This window comes from Actinacidiphila alni (genome assembly GCF_900112845.1).
In the GTDB taxonomy this organism is placed as follows: Bacteria; Actinomycetota; Actinomycetes; order Streptomycetales; family Streptomycetaceae; genus Actinacidiphila; species Actinacidiphila alni.
Map to the genome: position 1 here is coordinate 341,880 of NZ_FONG01000002.1, position 16,885 is coordinate 358,764.

At 72.4% G+C, this 16,885-nt stretch carries 16 protein-coding genes; 8 read left to right on the plus strand and 8 right to left on the minus strand.

Annotated elements, in window-relative coordinates:
- Window positions 1-175: 175 nt before the first annotated feature.
- Window positions 176-1,588, plus strand: a complete 1,413-nt coding sequence (locus BM076_RS04355) for a serine hydrolase domain-containing protein (RefSeq protein ID WP_093712233.1) — start codon at window positions 176-178, stop codon at window positions 1,586-1,588.
- Here the strand turns inward: BM076_RS04355 and BM076_RS04360 are convergent.
- Window positions 1,497-3,146, minus strand: coding sequence for an MFS transporter (locus tag BM076_RS04360; RefSeq protein WP_322934419.1), 1,650 nt, complete (start codon window positions 3,144-3,146; stop codon window positions 1,497-1,499). The genes BM076_RS04355 and BM076_RS04360 overlap by 92 nt on opposite strands.
- 162 nt (window positions 3,147-3,308) lie before the next feature.
- Window positions 3,309-3,812, minus strand: coding sequence for a MarR family winged helix-turn-helix transcriptional regulator (locus BM076_RS04365; protein ID WP_093711991.1), 504 nt, complete (start codon window positions 3,810-3,812; stop codon window positions 3,309-3,311).
- A 213-nt stretch (window positions 3,813-4,025) separates the two neighbouring features.
- Here BM076_RS04365 and BM076_RS04370 point away from each other — a divergent pair, with 213 nt between their 5' ends.
- Window positions 4,026-5,519, plus strand: a complete 1,494-nt coding sequence (locus tag BM076_RS04370; protein ID WP_093712235.1) for a globin domain-containing protein — start codon at window positions 4,026-4,028, stop codon at window positions 5,517-5,519.
- A 49-nt stretch (window positions 5,520-5,568) separates the two neighbouring features.
- Here BM076_RS04370 and BM076_RS04375 read toward each other — a convergent pair whose 3' ends face one another.
- From BM076_RS04375 to BM076_RS04385, 3 genes are all read right to left on the minus strand, one after another.
- A complete protein-coding gene (locus tag BM076_RS04375; protein ID WP_093712236.1) occupies window positions 5,569-6,072 on the minus strand; it encodes an NUDIX domain-containing protein in 504 nt (167 codons plus the stop codon).
- A 227-nt stretch (window positions 6,073-6,299) separates the two neighbouring features.
- Window positions 6,300-7,469: a cystathionine gamma-lyase gene (locus BM076_RS04380; RefSeq protein ID WP_093711992.1), complete on the minus strand. Its 1,170-nt coding sequence runs from the start codon at window positions 7,467-7,469 to the stop codon at window positions 6,300-6,302.
- The gene (locus tag BM076_RS04385) at window positions 7,466-7,843 is read right to left on the minus strand and encodes a phage holin family protein (protein WP_093711993.1); all 378 of its coding nucleotides are present in this window, start codon (window positions 7,841-7,843) and stop codon (window positions 7,466-7,468) included. The genes BM076_RS04380 and BM076_RS04385 overlap by 4 nt, the downstream gene beginning before the upstream one ends.
- 135 nt (window positions 7,844-7,978) lie before the next feature.
- On the opposite strand from BM076_RS04385, the gene BM076_RS04390 reads away from it, so the two are divergent.
- The gene (locus BM076_RS04390) at window positions 7,979-8,296 is read left to right on the plus strand and encodes a cupin domain-containing protein (RefSeq protein ID WP_093711994.1); all 318 of its coding nucleotides are present in this window, start codon (window positions 7,979-7,981) and stop codon (window positions 8,294-8,296) included.
- 123 nt (window positions 8,297-8,419) lie between these two features.
- Window positions 8,420-8,644 (plus strand): DUF5326 family protein, encoded by a 225-nt coding sequence (locus BM076_RS04395; RefSeq protein ID WP_093712237.1) that lies wholly within the window; start codon window positions 8,420-8,422, stop codon window positions 8,642-8,644.
- Here BM076_RS04395 and BM076_RS04400 read toward each other — a convergent pair.
- Entirely contained in the window at window positions 8,598-9,986 is a 1,389-nt protein-coding gene (locus BM076_RS04400) for a YibE/F family protein (RefSeq protein ID WP_177246317.1), read from the minus strand. The genes BM076_RS04395 and BM076_RS04400 overlap by 47 nt on opposite strands.
- A 193-nt stretch (window positions 9,987-10,179) precedes the next feature.
- On the opposite strand from BM076_RS04400, the gene thiC reads away from it, so the two are divergent.
- A complete protein-coding gene (gene thiC, locus BM076_RS04405; protein ID WP_093711996.1) occupies window positions 10,180-11,991 on the plus strand; it encodes a phosphomethylpyrimidine synthase ThiC in 1,812 nt (603 codons plus the stop codon).
- 48 nt (window positions 11,992-12,039) lie between these two features.
- Here the strand turns inward: thiC and BM076_RS04410 are convergent, their stop codons facing one another.
- Window positions 12,040-12,510 (minus strand): NUDIX domain-containing protein, encoded by a 471-nt coding sequence (locus tag BM076_RS04410; protein WP_093711997.1) that lies wholly within the window; start codon window positions 12,508-12,510, stop codon window positions 12,040-12,042.
- A 350-nt stretch (window positions 12,511-12,860) separates the two neighbouring features.
- Here BM076_RS04410 and BM076_RS04415 point away from each other — a divergent pair, with 350 nt between their 5' ends.
- From BM076_RS04415 to BM076_RS04425, 3 genes are all read left to right on the plus strand, one after another.
- Complete coding sequence (locus BM076_RS04415; protein ID WP_177246318.1) at window positions 12,861-13,367, plus strand: hypothetical protein; 507 nt, start codon at window positions 12,861-12,863, stop codon at window positions 13,365-13,367.
- Window positions 13,368-13,544: 177 nt separating this feature from the next.
- Window positions 13,545-14,585 (plus strand): helix-turn-helix transcriptional regulator, encoded by a 1,041-nt coding sequence (locus BM076_RS04420; protein ID WP_093711998.1) that lies wholly within the window; start codon window positions 13,545-13,547, stop codon window positions 14,583-14,585.
- A 300-nt stretch (window positions 14,586-14,885) separates the two neighbouring features.
- Window positions 14,886-15,821 (plus strand): helix-turn-helix domain-containing protein, encoded by a 936-nt coding sequence (locus BM076_RS04425; protein WP_177246319.1) that lies wholly within the window; start codon window positions 14,886-14,888, stop codon window positions 15,819-15,821.
- Here BM076_RS04425 and BM076_RS04430 read toward each other — a convergent pair.
- Window positions 15,761-16,804, minus strand: coding sequence for a hypothetical protein (locus BM076_RS04430; protein WP_245795709.1), 1,044 nt, complete (start codon window positions 16,802-16,804; stop codon window positions 15,761-15,763). The genes BM076_RS04425 and BM076_RS04430 overlap by 61 nt on opposite strands.
- Window positions 16,805-16,885 lie beyond the last annotated feature (81 nt).

Sequence of the window (16,885 nt, forward strand, 5' to 3'; positions counted from 1 at the left end):
CGTATCCGAACCCGGAGTCGTACCCGAGCCCGGAACCGTATCCGAACCCGGAACCGAACCAGGGGCCGTACCCGTACGCCAGGCCGTACCCGGGCCCGTATCAGCGCAACCGGCGGCGGCGCCGTACCCGTATCCGCTGCCGAGCCCCGCGGGTCCGCCCGCGCCGGACGGCGAGCTGCTGCCCGGCACCCGGCGCGCGCTGCTGCGCCGGATCGCGGTCGGGCAGGCGGAGGGCCGTACGCCGTCGCTGGTCGGCGCGGTGGTACGGGACGGGCGGATGGTGTGGTTCGGGTCGCGGAGCATGATCGACGGGCACGCGCCGGACGCCGACACGCAGTATCGGATCGGCTCGATCACCAAGACGTTCACCGCGGTAATGGTCATGCGGCTGCGCGACGAGGGCCTGCTGGAGCTGAGCGATCCGCTCGCCCGGCACCTGCCGGAGGTCCCCGGCCTGCCGGGTCTTGCCGCCGTCCCCGATACGGCGACCCGCGGTCTGACGGTCGGTCAACTCCTCACCCACACCTCGGGCCTGGCCTCCGAGACCCCGCCGCCCTGGTGGGAGCGGACCCCCGGCGAGCTGCGCCCGGAGCTGACCGATCTGCTCGGCCCGACGCCGGTCAAGCACCCGCCCGGCCGCCGCTACCACTACTCCAACCCCGGATTCGCCCTGCTCGGCGCCCTCGTGGAGCGCAAGCGCGGCGTCCCGTGGGCCGAGGCGCTCGCCGCCGAGGTGCTCGGCCCGCTGGGCCTGACGCGGACGACGTATCTGCCGCAGGCGCCGGCCGCCGGGGGCTTCGCCGTCCACCCGTGGGCGGACGTGATGCGGCCCGAGGCAGTCCAGGACACCGGACGGATGGCGCCCGCGGGCCAACTCTGGTCCACCGCACAGGACGTGGCGCGCTGGGCGGGCTTCCTCGCGGCCGGTCATCCCGATGTGCTGAGCGCCGCGACGCTCGCCGAGATGCGGACGCCCGCCGCGCCGCCGCCGGACGCGGCCGACCCCGACTCCGGTTACGGCCTCGGTCTCCAGCTCACCCTGCACGGCGGCCGGCCGCTCGCCGGCCACACGGGCTCGATGCCGGGCTTCCTCGCCACCGTGTGGGTCAGCGTGGCGGACGGCGTGGGCGCGCTGGCGATGGCCAACTCCACCTCCGGGCCCTCGGTCGGCGCCATCGCCGCCGACCTGCTGGCGATCACCGCCGACGCCGAGCCGGGCCTGCCCGCGCCCTGGCGCCCCGCCGACGCCCTCGACCCGGCGCTGCTCGACCTCGCCGGACCCTGGTACTGGGGCACCCACGCGCACAGCCTGCATGTCGACGCCGGGGGCGGCCTGACGCTCGCGCCGCTGTCCGGCCGGGGCCGCGGCGCCCGCTTCCGCGCGGAGGCCGACGGCACCTGGACGGGCCTCGAGGGTTACTACGCCGGTGAGACGCTGCGTCCGGTGCGGCGCGCGGACGGCTCGGTCGGCCATCTCGACCTGGGATCCTTCGTGTTCACACGTGTGCCGTACGATCCGTCGGCGCCGCTGCCGGGCGGCCCCGGGCCGGTTCCTGATTCCGGGCCTGCGAACTGGCCGGTGCGCTGAGGCTGTTGGCCGCTTCGATCCCGCTGTCCTCGGCGCGGTTCGCGTCGCCGCCGGCCCGGGACGACGGTGCCGACGGCCGCAGCAGGACGGCGGCCAGGGCGGCGGCGAACAGCAGCAGACCGGCCGCGACCAGGAAGGCCAGGTGGTAGCCGCTGGTCAGGGCGGCGGGGAGCGCGTGGCCGGCGGCGCGCTCGTGGTCGGTGCGGGCGGCGGCGAGCGCGGCCAGTACGGCGAGGCCGAGCGCGCCGCCGATCTGCTGGGCGGTGTTGAAGACGCCGGACAGCAGGCCCGAATCGGCGGGCGTCGCCTCGGACATGCCCAGCGTCATCAGCGACGGCATGGCCAGGCCGAAGGCCACTCCGAAGACCAGGACCGCGGGGAGTACGTCCGCGACGTACGTGGCGTGCGCGGACGGTGCCCTCGCCAGCAGCAGGAAGCCGCCCGCGAAGAGCAGCAGGCTCGGCAGCAGCACGGCGCGCTGGCCGAAGCGGGCGCCGAGGCGCGCGGACAGCGCCAGCGACATCACGCCGATCACCGCGCCGGTCGGCGCGAGCGCGAGGCCGATCCGCAACGGGTCGTAGCCCAGCACCTGTTGGAGGTAGAGGCTCGACATGAACTGGAAGCCGAAGCCGCCCGCCACCATCAGCGCCAGCACGACATTCGCGCCCGAGACGATCCGCGAGCGGAAGATCCGCAACGGCATCAACGGCTGCGCGGCCTTGGCCTGCCGCACCAGGAACGCGGCGAGCAGCAGTACGGACAGCGCGGCGAAGCCGGCGGTGGTGGGCGACGTCCAGCCGCGGTCGGCGGTCTTGACGATCGTGTGGACGCCCAGCATCAGCGCGGCGGTGACCAGGACGGCGCCGGGCACGTCCAGGCTTTCGGAGCCGGCCGTATGTGCCTGGCCTGTACGGGCCGCCGTGTGGATCTGGTCCGCCTTGGGGGTACGGGCCGCCGGGCGGTCGTCGGGGAGCAGGCGGAGGCTGAACAGGGCGGCGGCGGAGCCGATGGGGAGGTTGACGAAGAAGATCCAGTGCCAGTTGATGGCCTGGGTCAGGACGCCGCCGGCCAGCAGGCCGAGGACGCCGCCCGCGGACTGCACGAAGCTGTAGACGCCCATCGCGCGGGCCCGGCCGCGGGCGTCGGGGTAGAGCGCGATGACCATGCCGAGGCCGACGGCGGAGACCATCGCGCCGGCCGCGCCCTGGACGAAGCGGGCGCCGATCAGCAGCCCCGCGGAGTCCGCGAAACCGCACAGCAGGGAGGCCGCGCTGAAGGCGGCGAGGCCGCCGACCAGGATCCTGCGGCGGCCGAACAAGTCGCCGAGCCGGCCGGAGAGCAGCAGCAGTCCGGCGAAGGCGATCAGGTAGGCGTTCACCACCCAGGCCAGTCCCGACTGGGAAAAGCCCAGGTCACGCTGGATGGACGGCAGTGCGACATTCACGATGGTGCCGTCGAGGATGATCATCAGGGTGCCCGCGCTGAGCACCGCGAGTGCCGCGCCGCGCGACGCTCCGGCAGGACGGGAACGGAAGGGTGAGAGGGACACGAGGGACATGCGGTCGCCTCCTGGCGAAGGGGATTCCAGGAGTGACCGTAGCAGATGGTTTTGTTGAAGACTATCTCTTACGGGTCTAACGGGGCCCGCTCGTGATCCTCTCGTGGTCGGCCCGCGGCCCGCTCATGGTCCGCTCGTAGTCCGCCCGCGGCCGGCTCGCGGCTACTTGCGGGACTGGCGCGGGCGGCGTACCCCCTGGGTGCCTTCCGTGGGGCCGACGGGGGTGGCGAGATGGCCGTTGACCAGCCGGTTCAGGGCGGAGACGAAAGCGGTGCGCTCCTGCTCGGGCAGCGCGCCGAGCACGTCCTCGTGTACGTGGTCGACGATGTCCTGGCCCTCGGCCACGACCCGCTCGCCCGCCGGGGTCACCTTGATGATCCGCGCCCGCCGGTCGGTCGCCGACGGCACCCGCTCGGCGAGACCCGCCTTCTCCAACTGGTCGACGGTGACCACCATCGTGGTCTTGTCCAGGTCGGACAGCTCGGCGAGCTGCGCCTGCGTCCGCTCGGCCTGGAGCGCGTGCGCGAGCACGCAGTGCGCGCGCGGCGTCATGCCGATCTCGGCGAGCGCCGCCGACATCTGCGTGGTCAGCACATGTGCGGTGTGCTGGAGCAGATACGACATGTCGGCGGTCCGCGGTGCTGTCTCTGCTGCCTGTGCGGTCATGCGTCGAGCCTAGCAAAATAGGTCTGCTACGGGACGATCCCGTGGCGGACCTATCTCGGCGGTCGCGGGCGGGAATACTACGCGAAATCGTTTCTTCTCTTCCGGCACTTCGTGCAATTCGTCCGGCGCCCTCACGCAGCGTGGCACGCTCACACGGCACCACGCGCGTACTGAGCGAAGGATCGACCACCGGGAGTGCGGGGCCACGTGATCATGGATGCCAGGACCACCGACCCGTCCGCGTCGTCGCCCGCGCCGACCCGGGCCGCGCGGCGCAAGATCGCCAGGACCCGGCAGGGGCAGGAACCGGCCACCACCGAGCCCGGGCCCCCGGTGCCGCCCGCCGCCTTGCCCGTCACCGGGCCGCAGCCCCCCATATCCGCGCCCGCCCCCGCCCCCGGCGCCACCCCGGCCCCCGGGCCCGTACCCGTACTGCCGCCCGGATTCGAGGCCGCGCAGCCGCCCGTACCGCCGCTCCCGCCGGGCCCGGCACCCGTACCGGATGCGGCACCCGTACCGGATCCGGCGCCCGCGTCCGCCACTCCGCCCACCACCACCGCGGCCGCCGGCGGCACCGAGCCGTCCGCCGACGCGCTGCTGATCCGCCGCACCATGGCGGAGGTCGAGCCGGTCGCGGACAAGACGGTCTCCTACTTCTACGCGCTGCTGTTCATCCACCACCCCGAGCTGCGCGAGCTGTTCCCGGCCGCCATGGACTCCCAGCGCGACCGGCTGGTGAAGGCGCTGCTGACCGCCGCCGAGCACATCGACGACCCCGCGGCGCTCGGCGACTACCTGTCGCACCTGGGCCGCGGCCACCGCAAGTACGGCACCAGGCCCGAGCACTACCCGGCGGTCGGCGAGGCGCTGCTGGGGGCGCTCGCGCGGTACGCGTCCGCGGTGTGGGCCCCGCAGACCGAGGCCGCCTGGAGCCGCGCGTACGCCGCGATCTCGCGGATCATGATCGACGCGGCGGCCGAGGACGAGCGACACACGCCGCCGTGGTGGCAGGCCGAGATCGTGAGCCACGACCTGCGCACGCCGGACGTCGCGGTGATCACCCTGCGCACCGACCAGCCGTACTCCTTCCTGGCCGGGCAGTACACGACGGTGGAGACGCCGTGGTGGCCGCGGATCTGGCGGCACTACTCCTTCGCCGCCGCGCCCGCCGACGACGGCCTGCTGACCTTCCACGTCCGCGCGGTCCCGGCCGGCTGGGTCAGCAACGCGCTGGTCGGCAGGGCCCGCCCCGGCGACGTCGTACGGCTCGGGCCGCCGTCCGGCTCGATGGTGGTCGACCACGATTCGGACGACGGGATGCTCTGCCTGGGCGGCGGCACCGGTATCGCGCCGATCAAGGCGCTGGTGGAGGACGTGGCCCGGCACGGGCGGCGGCGCGCGGTCGAGGTCTTCTACGGCGCGCGCCGTACCGGCGACCTCTACGACCTCGACACGATGCTGCGCATGCAGCGCGAGCACTCCTGGCTGTCGGTGCGCACCGTCGTCGCCGACACCCCCGCCGACGCGCTGACCGGCCCGCTGCCGGACGCCGTACGGGCGCACGGGCCGTGGGAGGCGTACGACGCGTATCTGTCCGGGCCGCCGGGGATGATCCGCAGCAGTGTGGACACCCTGGTGCGGATCGGGATGCCGTCGCACCGGATACGGCACGACCTGGTGCGGGAGCTGGTCGCGGCGGGCGACTGAGGCTCCTCCGGGGCGGCGGGACCTCGTCGCCGGCGCCGTGCCCGGCGGCTCAGCCCAGGTCGGGGCCGAGCAGGCCGAGCACGCCCTCGATGTTCGCGTCCAGGTAGTGCCGCAGCGTCAGCGGCACGATGTCGACCGAGGCGATGCCCATCCGGCTGAACGGCACGCGCACGATCTCGTACTCGCCGCAGGGCTCGTCGATCTCCGGGCCGTGCCGCCGGCCGAGGTCCATCGTCTCCAGGCGGCAGGCGAAGAAATACTGCACCTTCACGCCGTGCGAGCCGTCGTCCGCGATGTGCTCGACGGTGTCCACGAAGGCGGGCACCACATCGGTGACCTTGCCGCCCAGCTCCTCGTCGATCTCGCGGTGCATGGCCGCGACCACGCTCTCGTCGTCGTCCTCGACGCCGCCGCCGGGCGTGAGCCAGTACGGGGCCATGCCGGGCTTGGTGCGCTTGATCAGGACGAGCCGGTCGCCGTCGAGGACGATGGCGCGGGCCGTGCGCTTCACCACCGGCCGGGTGGAGCGGCCGTCATGCGTGTCCGGGGGCATGCAGGACATCTGCCGCAGTGCGCGCGGCGGCAAACTCGCCGCGCGGCACCAATCCGGGCGCTCCCCCGGCGAATCGGAGCGAGCCGCTCCGCCCCCGCGCCACCGCGCGCCCTCACCCGTTCGAAGTCGCGCCGTCACGCGCGCGATGCCCGCACTTCACCCGTACGAAGTCGCGCTCTCGCGCGCGCCGTACCCGCGCCTCACCCGTTCGAAGACGCGCCTTCACCTCACGCGCCGGCCGCCGCCTCGTCCAGCGCGCGCAGGACGTCCGCCACGATGTCGTCGGCGTCCTCGACGCCCACGGAGAAGCGGATGAAGCCCGGCGGCACCGCGTCGCCGCCCCAGCGCGCGCGGCGCTCGGCCGTGCTCTGGACGCTGCCGAAGCTGGTGGCCTCGGAGGTGAGCCGCAGGGCGGCCAGGAAGCGTTCGGCGTGTGCCCGGTCGGGCAGCGTGAAGGAGACAACGCTGCCGAAGCGCCGCATCTGGGCGGCGGCGACCGTGTGCGCGGGGTCGGACGGCAGCGCGGGGTGCCGTACGCCGGTGACCTCGGGCCTGGTCAGCAGCGTGTGCGCCAGGGCGAGCGCGTTCGCGGACTGCCGGTCCACGCGCAGCGCGAGGGTGGCCAGCGAGCGGTGTGCGAGCCACGCCTCCATCGGCCCGGGGATCGCGCCGACCGTCTTGCGCCACTGCCTGACGCCCGCCGCGAGCGCCGCGTCGCGCGTGGTGACGTAGCCGAGCAGCAGGTCGCCGTGCCCGCTGAGCGCCTTGGTGCCGCTGGCCAGCGAGAAGTCCGCGCCCAGGGCGAGCGGGCGCTGCCCGAGCGGCCCGGCGAGGGTGTTGTCGACGGCGACCAGCGCGCCCGCCGCGTGCGCGGCGTCCGACAGCCGCCGGATGTCGCACACGTCGAGGCCCGGGTTGGACGGCGTCTCCAGCCACAGCAGCCGCGCGCCCTCCAGCGCCGCGAGCTGCGCGTCGCCGGCCGTCGGCGCGAGCCGTACGCCCACGCCGTAGGACTCCAGGCGCTGCTGGAGCGAGCGTGTCGCCTGGTAGCTGTCGGACGGCAGCACCACGGTGTCGCCCGACCGCACCTGGGACAGCAGCACCGCGGCGACCGCGCCCATGCCGGAGGCGAAGGTCACCGTGGCGGCGTCCGCGTCGCCCGGGCACTCCAGCTCGGAGATGGCGCTCTCCAGCCGCTCCCAGGTCGGGTTCTCGTCCCTGCCGTACGTGTACGGGCCGCGGGCCTCGCCCGGCAGGTGGTAGTGCGAGACGAAGGTCGGGCCCGGCAGCGACGGCTCGTACGCCGTCGCCGGGGGACGCCCGGCGTGCACACTGCGCGTGCTGTCGCCGGACGCGGGACCTGACGGACCCGGGACCCCCGAGGTGCCGGCGGTCACTCGTCGTCCGGAAGGACGACGTGCAGCGCCCAGGAGACGATGCTGATGATCAGACCGCCGACCACCGCGGTCCAGAAGCCCTCCACGTGGAAGTTGAGGCTGAGCTTGTCGGCCAGCCAGGAGGTGAGCAGCAGCATCAGGGCGTTCACGACCAGGGTGATCAGGCCCAGGGTGAGGATGAACAGCGGGAAGGACAGGACCTTCACCACCGGCTTCACCAGCCAGTTGACGACGCCGAAGACCAGGGCGACGAGGATGAGCGTGAGGGTCTTGTGCCAGGTGCTGTCGCCGGTGAGCGTGATGTCCTTGATCAGCCAGATGGCGACCAGCAGGGCACCGGCGTTCGCCAGGGTCTTGACGATGAAATTCTTCATGGTGTGATCGTCGCAGAACTGATCACGCAAGCAAGAGACCGGACAAATTCCGGACGGGGTCCGGACGACGCCGTCCGGGCGGCATCCGGACGACGTCCGGACGCCGCCCGGACAAGGACAGTACGGGAGTACGTGATGAAGGTGTTCCGGCTGGACGACCTCGACGCGGAGCGGGCCGCCAACGAGGGGGCGTACCTGCGTTTCCTGCGCGAACGCACCATGTCGGCCGGGCTCTACGCGCTCAAGGCCGGGGAGAGCGACCCGCAGCAGCCGCACGCCCAGGACGAGATCTACCTCGTGGTCAGCGGCCGGGCCGCCCTCACCGTGGGGGAGGAGACGACCACGGTCGGGCGCGGCAGCGTCGTCTACGTACCGGCCGGGACCGCGCACCGCTTCCACCACATCACCGAGGACCTCAGGGTCATGGTGGTCTTCTCGCCGCCGGAACCCTAAGGGTGCGATCAGGGTCGTATCCGGCCTCCCGGGCCCCCGCGGAGGGCGCCGGTGGCCCTACTCTCGAATCAACGGCGGAACACCGCCCGGACCGAAGAGGGAGAGAAGGAGACCGAGGACATCATGGAGAAGCTGCTGAAGGGCCTGCCCTGGTGGGTGAAGTGGGTGGCGCTCCCGGTCATCGCGCTGATCGTCTTCGGCTCGCTGATCGCCAGCCTGGTGAGCATCGTCGTCGGACTGCTCTTCAAGGTCATCGTGTTCGTGGTCCTGGTCGGTGCGCTGGTGCTGGTCGTCAAGCGGTTCAGCGGCGGCGGCGGTGGCTCGTCCGGGTCGGGGCGGGACTGGTAGGACCGGGGGCGGTGCCGGTAGCCGGTGCGCCGCCCGCGCCTCTGATTTTGGCGGCCTCCGTACCGCCCGGCCGGTCGGCGCTGACCACCAGCGCCGCCAGTGCCGTCGTCAGCGGCACCGAGGCGACCAGGCCGATGCTGCCGACGAGGGTGCGCACGATCTCCTCGGCGACGAGTTCGCTGCCGGCCACCCGCAGGACGCCGCTGCGCGCGATCGAGAAGAGCAGCAGCAGCGGCAGGGCGGCGCCCGCGTACGCCATCACCAGGGTGTTGACCACCGAGGCGATGTGGTCGCGGCCGATCCGCATGCCGGCACCGTAGAGTTTGCGCCAATTCGCGCCCGGGTCGGCGTCCTTCAGCTCCCACACGGCCGACGTCTGCGTGACGGTGACGTCGTCGAGGACGCCGAGCGAGCCGATGATGACGCCGGCCAGCAGGACACCCTTGATCTCGATGTCCGGATAGAGACTGTGGATGACGCCGGTCTCGTCCGAGGTGTTGCCGGTCAGATGCGCCCAGTCGATGAAGACCGAGCCCAGGATCCCGATCAGCAGCAGTGAGCAGAGCGTGCCCAGCACCGCCACCGAGGTGCGGGCGTTGACGCCGTGGCAGGAGTAGAGCGCGATCAGCATGATCGCGCTGCCGCCGATCACCGCCACCAGCAGGGGATTGTCGCCGTGCAGGATCGCCGGAAGGATGAAGAGGGTCAAGATCCCGAACGAGACGATCAGCGCGACGAGCGCCATCACGCCGCGCAGCCGGCCGACGACGATCACCGCGACCGCGAAGATCCCGGCCAGCAGCGCCAGCGGGAAGCCGCGGTCCACGTCGGTGACCGAATAGCGCAGCCCGGCCGGGGCGTTGGGCGCGTACGCCAGGACCACGCCCTGCCCCTTGCTGTAGCGGCGGGTCTGGTCCGGCTGCACGACCTCGGTGAAGGTGGTGCCCTTGTCCGGGCCGGACGCGACCTCGATCGTCGCCTTCTGACACGCGTCGCTGGTCGACGACGAGGACGACTGCCCGGCGTTGACCGACTTGCAGGAGACGTCGACGAGCGCGACGACCTTGCCCTGCCGGGTCTGCTGGTCGAAGCCGACGCCGGTACGGGCATGGCCGGGCGCGCCGCCCGGCCACAGCACGACCAGGCCCACGACGACCGCCGCGGCGAACGGCACCAGGATCGCGGCGATGACCTTGCGCAGGTGCTTGGAGACCGGCGGGACGGGGCCGTGGGCATGGGTGTGGCCGACGGGGTGGCCGTGGCCTCGCACGGGCTCGTGTCCCTGGCCGGGCTCGTGACCGGTGCCGTGACCGTGGCTGTGACTGCTGGGGGGCTGTTCCACGGGCCGATCATCGCAAGGGCCCCTGGTGCCTGTCTTCGTGCAACCGCTACCGTGGGGGCACCTTTGCAAACGCGGGAGCTCGGAGCACCGGGCTGAGAGGGCGCTGACCCGCCGCCGGCCGTATCGCCGGGGCACACGCTGCGCCGACCGCTGAACCTGTTACCGGGTAATGCCGGCGTAGGGAGTGGGTCTCATGACCATGCAGGATGCACGCACGCCTTCAGGCGGGTCCGACGCGACGGACGGCCCCCGCGATACCGACCGCACGGACACCGGTCGCACGGCCGTCGGCCAGCACAAGTCGTACGTCGTCGGATCACGTCCTGACCTGCGGGTGCCGGTCAGGACGGTGCACCTCACCAATGGGAACGACGTGACGCTGTACGACACGTCGGGCCCGTACACCGATCCGTCGGTGGACACCGATGTACGGCGCGGGCTCGCCCCGCTCCGGGAGAACTGGATCATCGCCCGCGGCGACACCGCGGAGTACCCGGGCCGTCCGGTGCGGCCCGAGGACGACGGTCTCAAGCACACCTCGCCGCGCGGCGGACTGCGCAATCTCGACGCGGTCTTCCCCGGCCGGCCGCGGCTCCCGCGCCGCGGCAGGACCGGGGAGCCGGTCACCCAGCTTGCGTACGCCAGGCGCGGCGAGATCACGCAGGAGATGGAGTACGTCGCCCTGCGCGAGAACGTCCCGTCCGAGATCGTCCGCGACGAAATCGCCGCCGGGCGGGCCGTATTGCCCGCCAACGTCAACCACCCGGAGATCGAGCCGATGATCATCGGCAAGCGGTTCCTGGTGAAGGTCAACGCCAACATCGGCAATTCGGCGGTCACCTCCTCCATCGAGGAGGAGGTGGAGAAGATGACCTGGGCCACCCGCTGGGGCGCCGACACGGTCATGGACCTGTCCACCGGCCGCAACATCCACACCACCCGCGAGTGGGTGCTGCGCAACTCCCCCGTCCCGATCGGCACCGTCCCCCTCTACCAGGCCCTGGAGAAGGTCGACGGCCGTGCCGAGGAACTGAGTTGGGACGTCTACCGCGACACCGTCATCGAACAGGCCGAGCAGGGCGTCGACTACATGACGGTGCACGCCGGCGTGCTGCTGCGCTACGTCCCGCTGACCGCCCGCCGCAAGACCGGCATCGTCTCACGCGGCGGCTCGATCATGGCCGCGTGGTGCCTGGCGCACCATCAGGAGAGCTTCCTCTACACGCACTTCGAGGAACTGTGCGAGATCCTCGCCTCGTACGACGTCACCTTCTCGCTCGGCGACGGGCTCCGGCCGGGCTCGATCGCGGACGCCAACGACGAGGCGCAGTTCGCCGAACTGCGCACCCTCGGCGAGCTGAACACCATCGCCAAGCGGCACCAGGTGCAGACCATGATCGAGGGGCCCGGGCACGTCCCGATGCACAAGATCAAGGAGAACATCGACCTCCAGCAGGAGATCTGCGAGGAGGCGCCGTTCTACACCCTCGGCCCGCTCACCACCGACATCGCGCCTGCCTACGACCACATCACCTCCGGCATCGGCGCCGCGATGATCGCCTGGTGGGGCACTGCGATGCTCTGCTACGTCACCCCCAAGGAACACCTCGGGCTGCCCGACCGGGACGACGTCAAGACCGGTGTGATCACCTACAAGATCGCCGCCCACGCAGCCGACCTCGCCAAGGGCCACGAGGGCGCCCAGACCTGGGACGACGCCCTCTCCGACGCCCGCTTCGAATTCCGCTGGGAGGACCAGTTCAACCTGGCCCTCGACCCGGACACCGCCCGCGCCTTCCACGACGAGACCCTCCCGGCCGAACCCGCCAAGACCGCGCACTTCTGCTCCATGTGCGGGCCGAAATTCTGCTCGATGAAGATCTCCCACGACATCCGCCGCGACCACGGCACATCCCTGGAGACCGAGGCCGAACTCGGCATGGCGGCCAAGTCCCGTGAATTCGCCGCCGCGGGCAACCGCGTCTACCTCCCCCTGACGGACTGACCCGTCCGTCCACCCAACCGAGGGCCCTGGCGCGATATGCCGGGGCCCTCACCCCAGATACGGCCGGTCCCGTCCCTCCAGGAAGTGGCCGAGCCTGAGTCGCTGCGTGTGGTGCATCGGCAGGTCGTCCAGCTCCTCGGTCGCCACGAAGCGCAACTCCGTGGACTCGTCGGAGATCGCCAACTCCCCGCCGTTGATACGGGCGGTGAAGCAGACGTTGAACTGGCGGCGTACCTCGCCGTCCGTATAGACGATCACATGGCGCGGATCGGTGTACGTGCCGACCAGCCCGGTGATCTCCACGTCGAGCCCGGTCTCCTCCTTGACCTCGCGCACGGCCGTGCCAGGGAGGGAATCGGTCATCTCCATGCCGCCGCCCGGCAGCGCCCACAGGTCGTTGTCGCGGCGACGCTGGAGCAGAATGCGGCCCTGGTCGTCGGTGACGACGGCGGACGCGGCGACGACGAGGCTGTTGGGTTCGGGGGCGGCGGGGTCGTCGTAGAACTCGGTGCGGGCCATGGCCAGCCCCCTTGTCGGGCCGGGCGGGCTGTCGCCCACGCGGCATCGAAGCTGTCGGCGTACGTGTTGAACAGTCCGGGGGGGCGGCCGAGCGGGCACAAGGAAGTCGTCGACGGTCGCCCGGATGACCTCGCGCCCCTGCGCCCGCAGCATCGCAGCTAGTTCGTCGGCCAGCGTCGTCTTCCACGCGGCAGGCGCCCCGTCGACCGCGACCCGCACGGGGTGCGTCGCCCTGACGCCCCCGACCACCTCTGCCAGCCGCCCGACAAGTTCCCCCGCGTCCCCCGCTCCACTGCCACCCCCTTTCCCGCGCCCGCACAGACCTCCGGCCGAGGCGTCACCATGGTGAAGTGCCGAACACCGACGCGGAGCTGGTCGCGCTTCTCCATCGTCTCGACGACCCGGAATCGCTGGAACACCCGCGCGGCTACGACCACACCGCGACCCGAGCCCGTTTCGACCGTCTGGCGGCCGGACTGGACGCGGCCTTCGGCACGCGGTGCCCCGCCGACAGGGAAGTGCAGGACGCGAGCCTGCACGGCCGGGTGGACGTGCCGGCCGGCGCGACCGCGAGCGGCGTGCCGATCGTCGTCTCGGTGAGCAACTTCGGTGCGATGGCGGTGATCTCGGCCGAGAACCCGGGCGTCCACCTCGACACCGACGAGGCCGTGGCGGCCGGCGCGCTGAACGCCGGGGACCTCGCGGCGGTGGAAAGCGTACTCGCCGAGCAGGGTTACCGGGTGCTGCCGGAGCGCCTGCTCACCCGTCCGTACGACGGGGCCGGCGCGGTCCTGCTCGCGTACGGAGGAGCGGGCCGCCCCTGCGACTGGTGGGTCCGCTTCTTCGACTACCTCTAGCAACCGCGGCCCGGACCTCTGCCTCCTCCCGGGTACGGCCGCCCCCTTCGTGCCGGTGACCGAACGTGCTCGGCCGGGAAAAGGGGAGGTCCGGGGCGGGGGTGGTGGGGGACAATCGGGCGGGTTGGGCGAAGGGAGCTGGTGGGGCTCCGGGGGCGGGGGGGAAGAAGGGCAGGGATGAGTCAGCCGACGGGCGGCGGGCGCGACATCGAGTCGGCGGTCGCGATCTATACGGCGGTGGCCATGCGCGGCGGCTCCGCACGGGCCGGGGAGAGCGGGGCGGGCGGGCTGGGAGAAATGGCCGGGCTGGACGACGAACGGCTCGCCGCCGGCCTGCGCACGCTCACCGCGATGGGCCTGATCCGCCGGGTGGACGGCCGGATCGAGACCGTCGACCCGGACGCCGCGCTCGCCGTGGCGATGGACACCTACCTCGGCACGGCCGCCGCCCAGCTCCGTAACGCCGCCGCGCTCAGCGAGACGACCCAGGCACTGCTGACGGTGTTCCGCCCCGTGGTGGCCCGGCTCCAGGAACAGGTGGACGTCCAGCACTTCGAGGACCCGGAGAGCCGGCAGAGTTCGGTCGCCGACATCGAGGCGTCGGCGCGCGAGACCATGGACTCGCTGCACCCGGGCCCGATGCCGCCGGACATGGCGGTGCTGGACAAGGCCCTGGTGGGCGATATGGCGATGATCCGCCGCGGCGTACGGGTCCGCGCGCTGTACCTGCGCTCGCAGCTGCGGGTGCCGAAGTACGCCAAGTACCTGCACGACCTGTCCGACGCGGGCGTCAACGTACGGCTGGTCGACCACGCCGCGCACGACCTGCTGGTGATGGACCGGCACACCGTCGTCCTGCCGGGCATCCCGCACGAGCACGCCACGTCCATGACGCTGGTGCGCGGCGCGGTGCTGGCCCGCTCGTACGCCGCGCTCTACGAGGACTACTGGCTGCGCGCCGCACCGCTGTCGGCCGTCGCGCGCCCCGACAGCGGCGACGGCCCCGACGGTCTCGGCCTCACCGACCAGGAGCGCAGCATCATCCGGCTGATGGCCAACGGCTGCAGCGACGACCGGATCGCCAGGACACTGGGCGTCGCACGGCGTACGGTGCAGCGGGTGATGACCAAGCTGATGGAGCGGCTCCAGGTCTCCAGCCGCTTCGAAGTCGGCCTCAAACTGGCCCAGTTGCTCGACCCGGAGGAGCTGTGGCCGTGACGGGGTACGACAGGGCCGTGCCCCGTACGGGAGGCCCGACTCCATGCCGTGACCACGCCTGTGAGCCCTGCCACAACCGGTTACCCCACGTAGAGCACGGCGGCACCGGCCACCACCGCCGGAGGGTGTCGCACTTGCGACAGTGCCCGATGTGGACAGGGTGATTCCGGTGGCGCGCGACCGCCCCCGCCTAGCATGAACCTGGCGCGAAATCGCAGGCCGCGGCCACCGAGTGACCGCCGGGTGACCCCTCATCCGGCGGAGGCGGTCGCGGCCGAGAAGATCCGGGGGACAGAACCCATGGACCGTCGTCTCGACGAGGACCCACCGCTGATCCAGGAGTTCCTGCGCGAAGCCCGCAGAAATTTCGCGGGTGAACCCGAGCCCATCACCGGCCACAACGGTTACCGTCCCCCCGGCCTGAGCCAGCACGCCGTGGCCCAGCGGCTGGGCATCTCACTCCGCCTCTACCAGGACTGGGAGGCGTGCGGCCGGCCCATCCCGGCCCACCGCCTGGACAGCCTGGCCAACGCGCTGCGGCTGGATTCGCGGCAGCGCGACGAGCTGTGGTTCATCGTCACCGGCGGCTATCCGCCGCGCGGCCCGGCCGAGCCCGACCCGGAGGCGGTCACCGGCTGGACCTCGTATCTGCACGCCCTCCAGGTGCCCGCGCTCACCCTCGACGGTGCCTGGCGGATCCTGGAGACCAACCACGCCTGGCGGCAGCTCTTCGAGCCCGCGGGCCAGGCGCCGCCCGCGAATCTGCTGCGCTTCGTGCTCTTCGACCCGTACGCGCGGCAGTTGTGCGGCGAGTGGAAGGCCGGCTGGGTGCGGGACTTCCTGCGGCAGCTGCGGCTCCAGGCGCGGACCGCGCCGCACCTCCAGGCCCAGGCGACCCCGGAACCCGCGCGGACCCAGCGGGAATTGCTCAGCATCATCGAGGAGTTGCGCGGCGACATCGAGCTGGCCCGGATGTGGCAGGCGGAGAGCGAGTCGACCCGGGTCGCGCTGCACAACGACGGCAGGGTCCGGCTGCTGCGCCCGCCGGCCGGCGGCTATCTGCAGCGGGTCCGCATGCTGGTGTCGTCCCCGGCGCACGATCCGAGGCGCAGAGTGCTGATGTTCATGCCGGCGGTCACGGGACCCGCGGTCCCGGCGCCGCGCCGGTCGGGGCCCTACTCGGGGGTGTTGTCGGGGCCGCCGAAGTCCGGGCTGGTGAAGTCGGGACTGCTGTAGCGCGGTCCGGAGAAGCGGGGGGACGTGGGGGGAAGGGGCGCGCCCTGCTCGGGCGCCGGGCTGCTGAAGTCGGGGCGGGAGTAACCGAGTCGGGGCATCCGGGGGCCGTCGGCGCCCGCGCCGGGAACGGGCCCGGGCCCGGGTCCGGGGTGGACGACCGGTCCCGGCGGTTCGTGCGCGGAAGCGGCGGCGAGCGCGGCGGCGCTGGCCGCGGCGTCCGCGAGGAAGGGCAGCATGCCGCGTTCCAGCAGCGCCCGGTACCAGATCTCCCGGGCGTCGGCGACCTCCGGCGGCTGCGCGTCCGGCGAGTCGTGGATGGCGGAGGAGCCGTCGCGCAGCGCGGTGAGCAGCAGCCCGATCGCGCCGAGCAGGATCGAGGCGGCGGCGACGGCGGCGAACAGCCAGCCCGCCGTGCGCAGCGGTGACGCGATGGCCGGCTCGGGCGCCATCGCGTGCAGTGCGTAACCGATCAGCAGGAAGATCACGGCGGCGGCGCCCGCGAGCAGCGGGGTCAGGACGGCGAGCACGGCCACCAGGCCCGCGCCGGAACCCGCGCCGTCCGCGACGCCCATCGCCGCGTAGCCGAAGGTCCGGTTGTCGCGGGCGCGCGCCGACTCGCGGGCGGCCTCCCGGAATTCCTCCCGGATGCCGCGGTACGCCTCGTACTCCACGGCCGCCGCCTCGCCGATCAGTTCGGCCGCGCCGATCGCCAGCGTCCGCAACTGCTCGCTGTTCAGCACCGGCGCACCCGTATCCGCGCCGCGGTTCGTACGGCCGTCACGCGTCGTACGACTGTCACGCGTCGTACGACTGTCAGGCGTCGTACGGCCGTCACGCTCGGCACGACTGTCACGCGCCGTACGGCCTTCCCCGCGGCCGTGCGCCGCGGCGTCGTGGTCCCGGAGGACGATGTGCAACGCCTCGTCCAGAGCGCGGTCGAAGTCCGGGCGGTCTTCGGTGAGCAGAAGTGGAGCGCTGGTCATGTGCATCCCCCGATGCTCCGACTCCCCGGACCCGGCCGGTGTTCCTGGAGCGGAACCGGCTCGGTCGGCCGAGTACGCGGA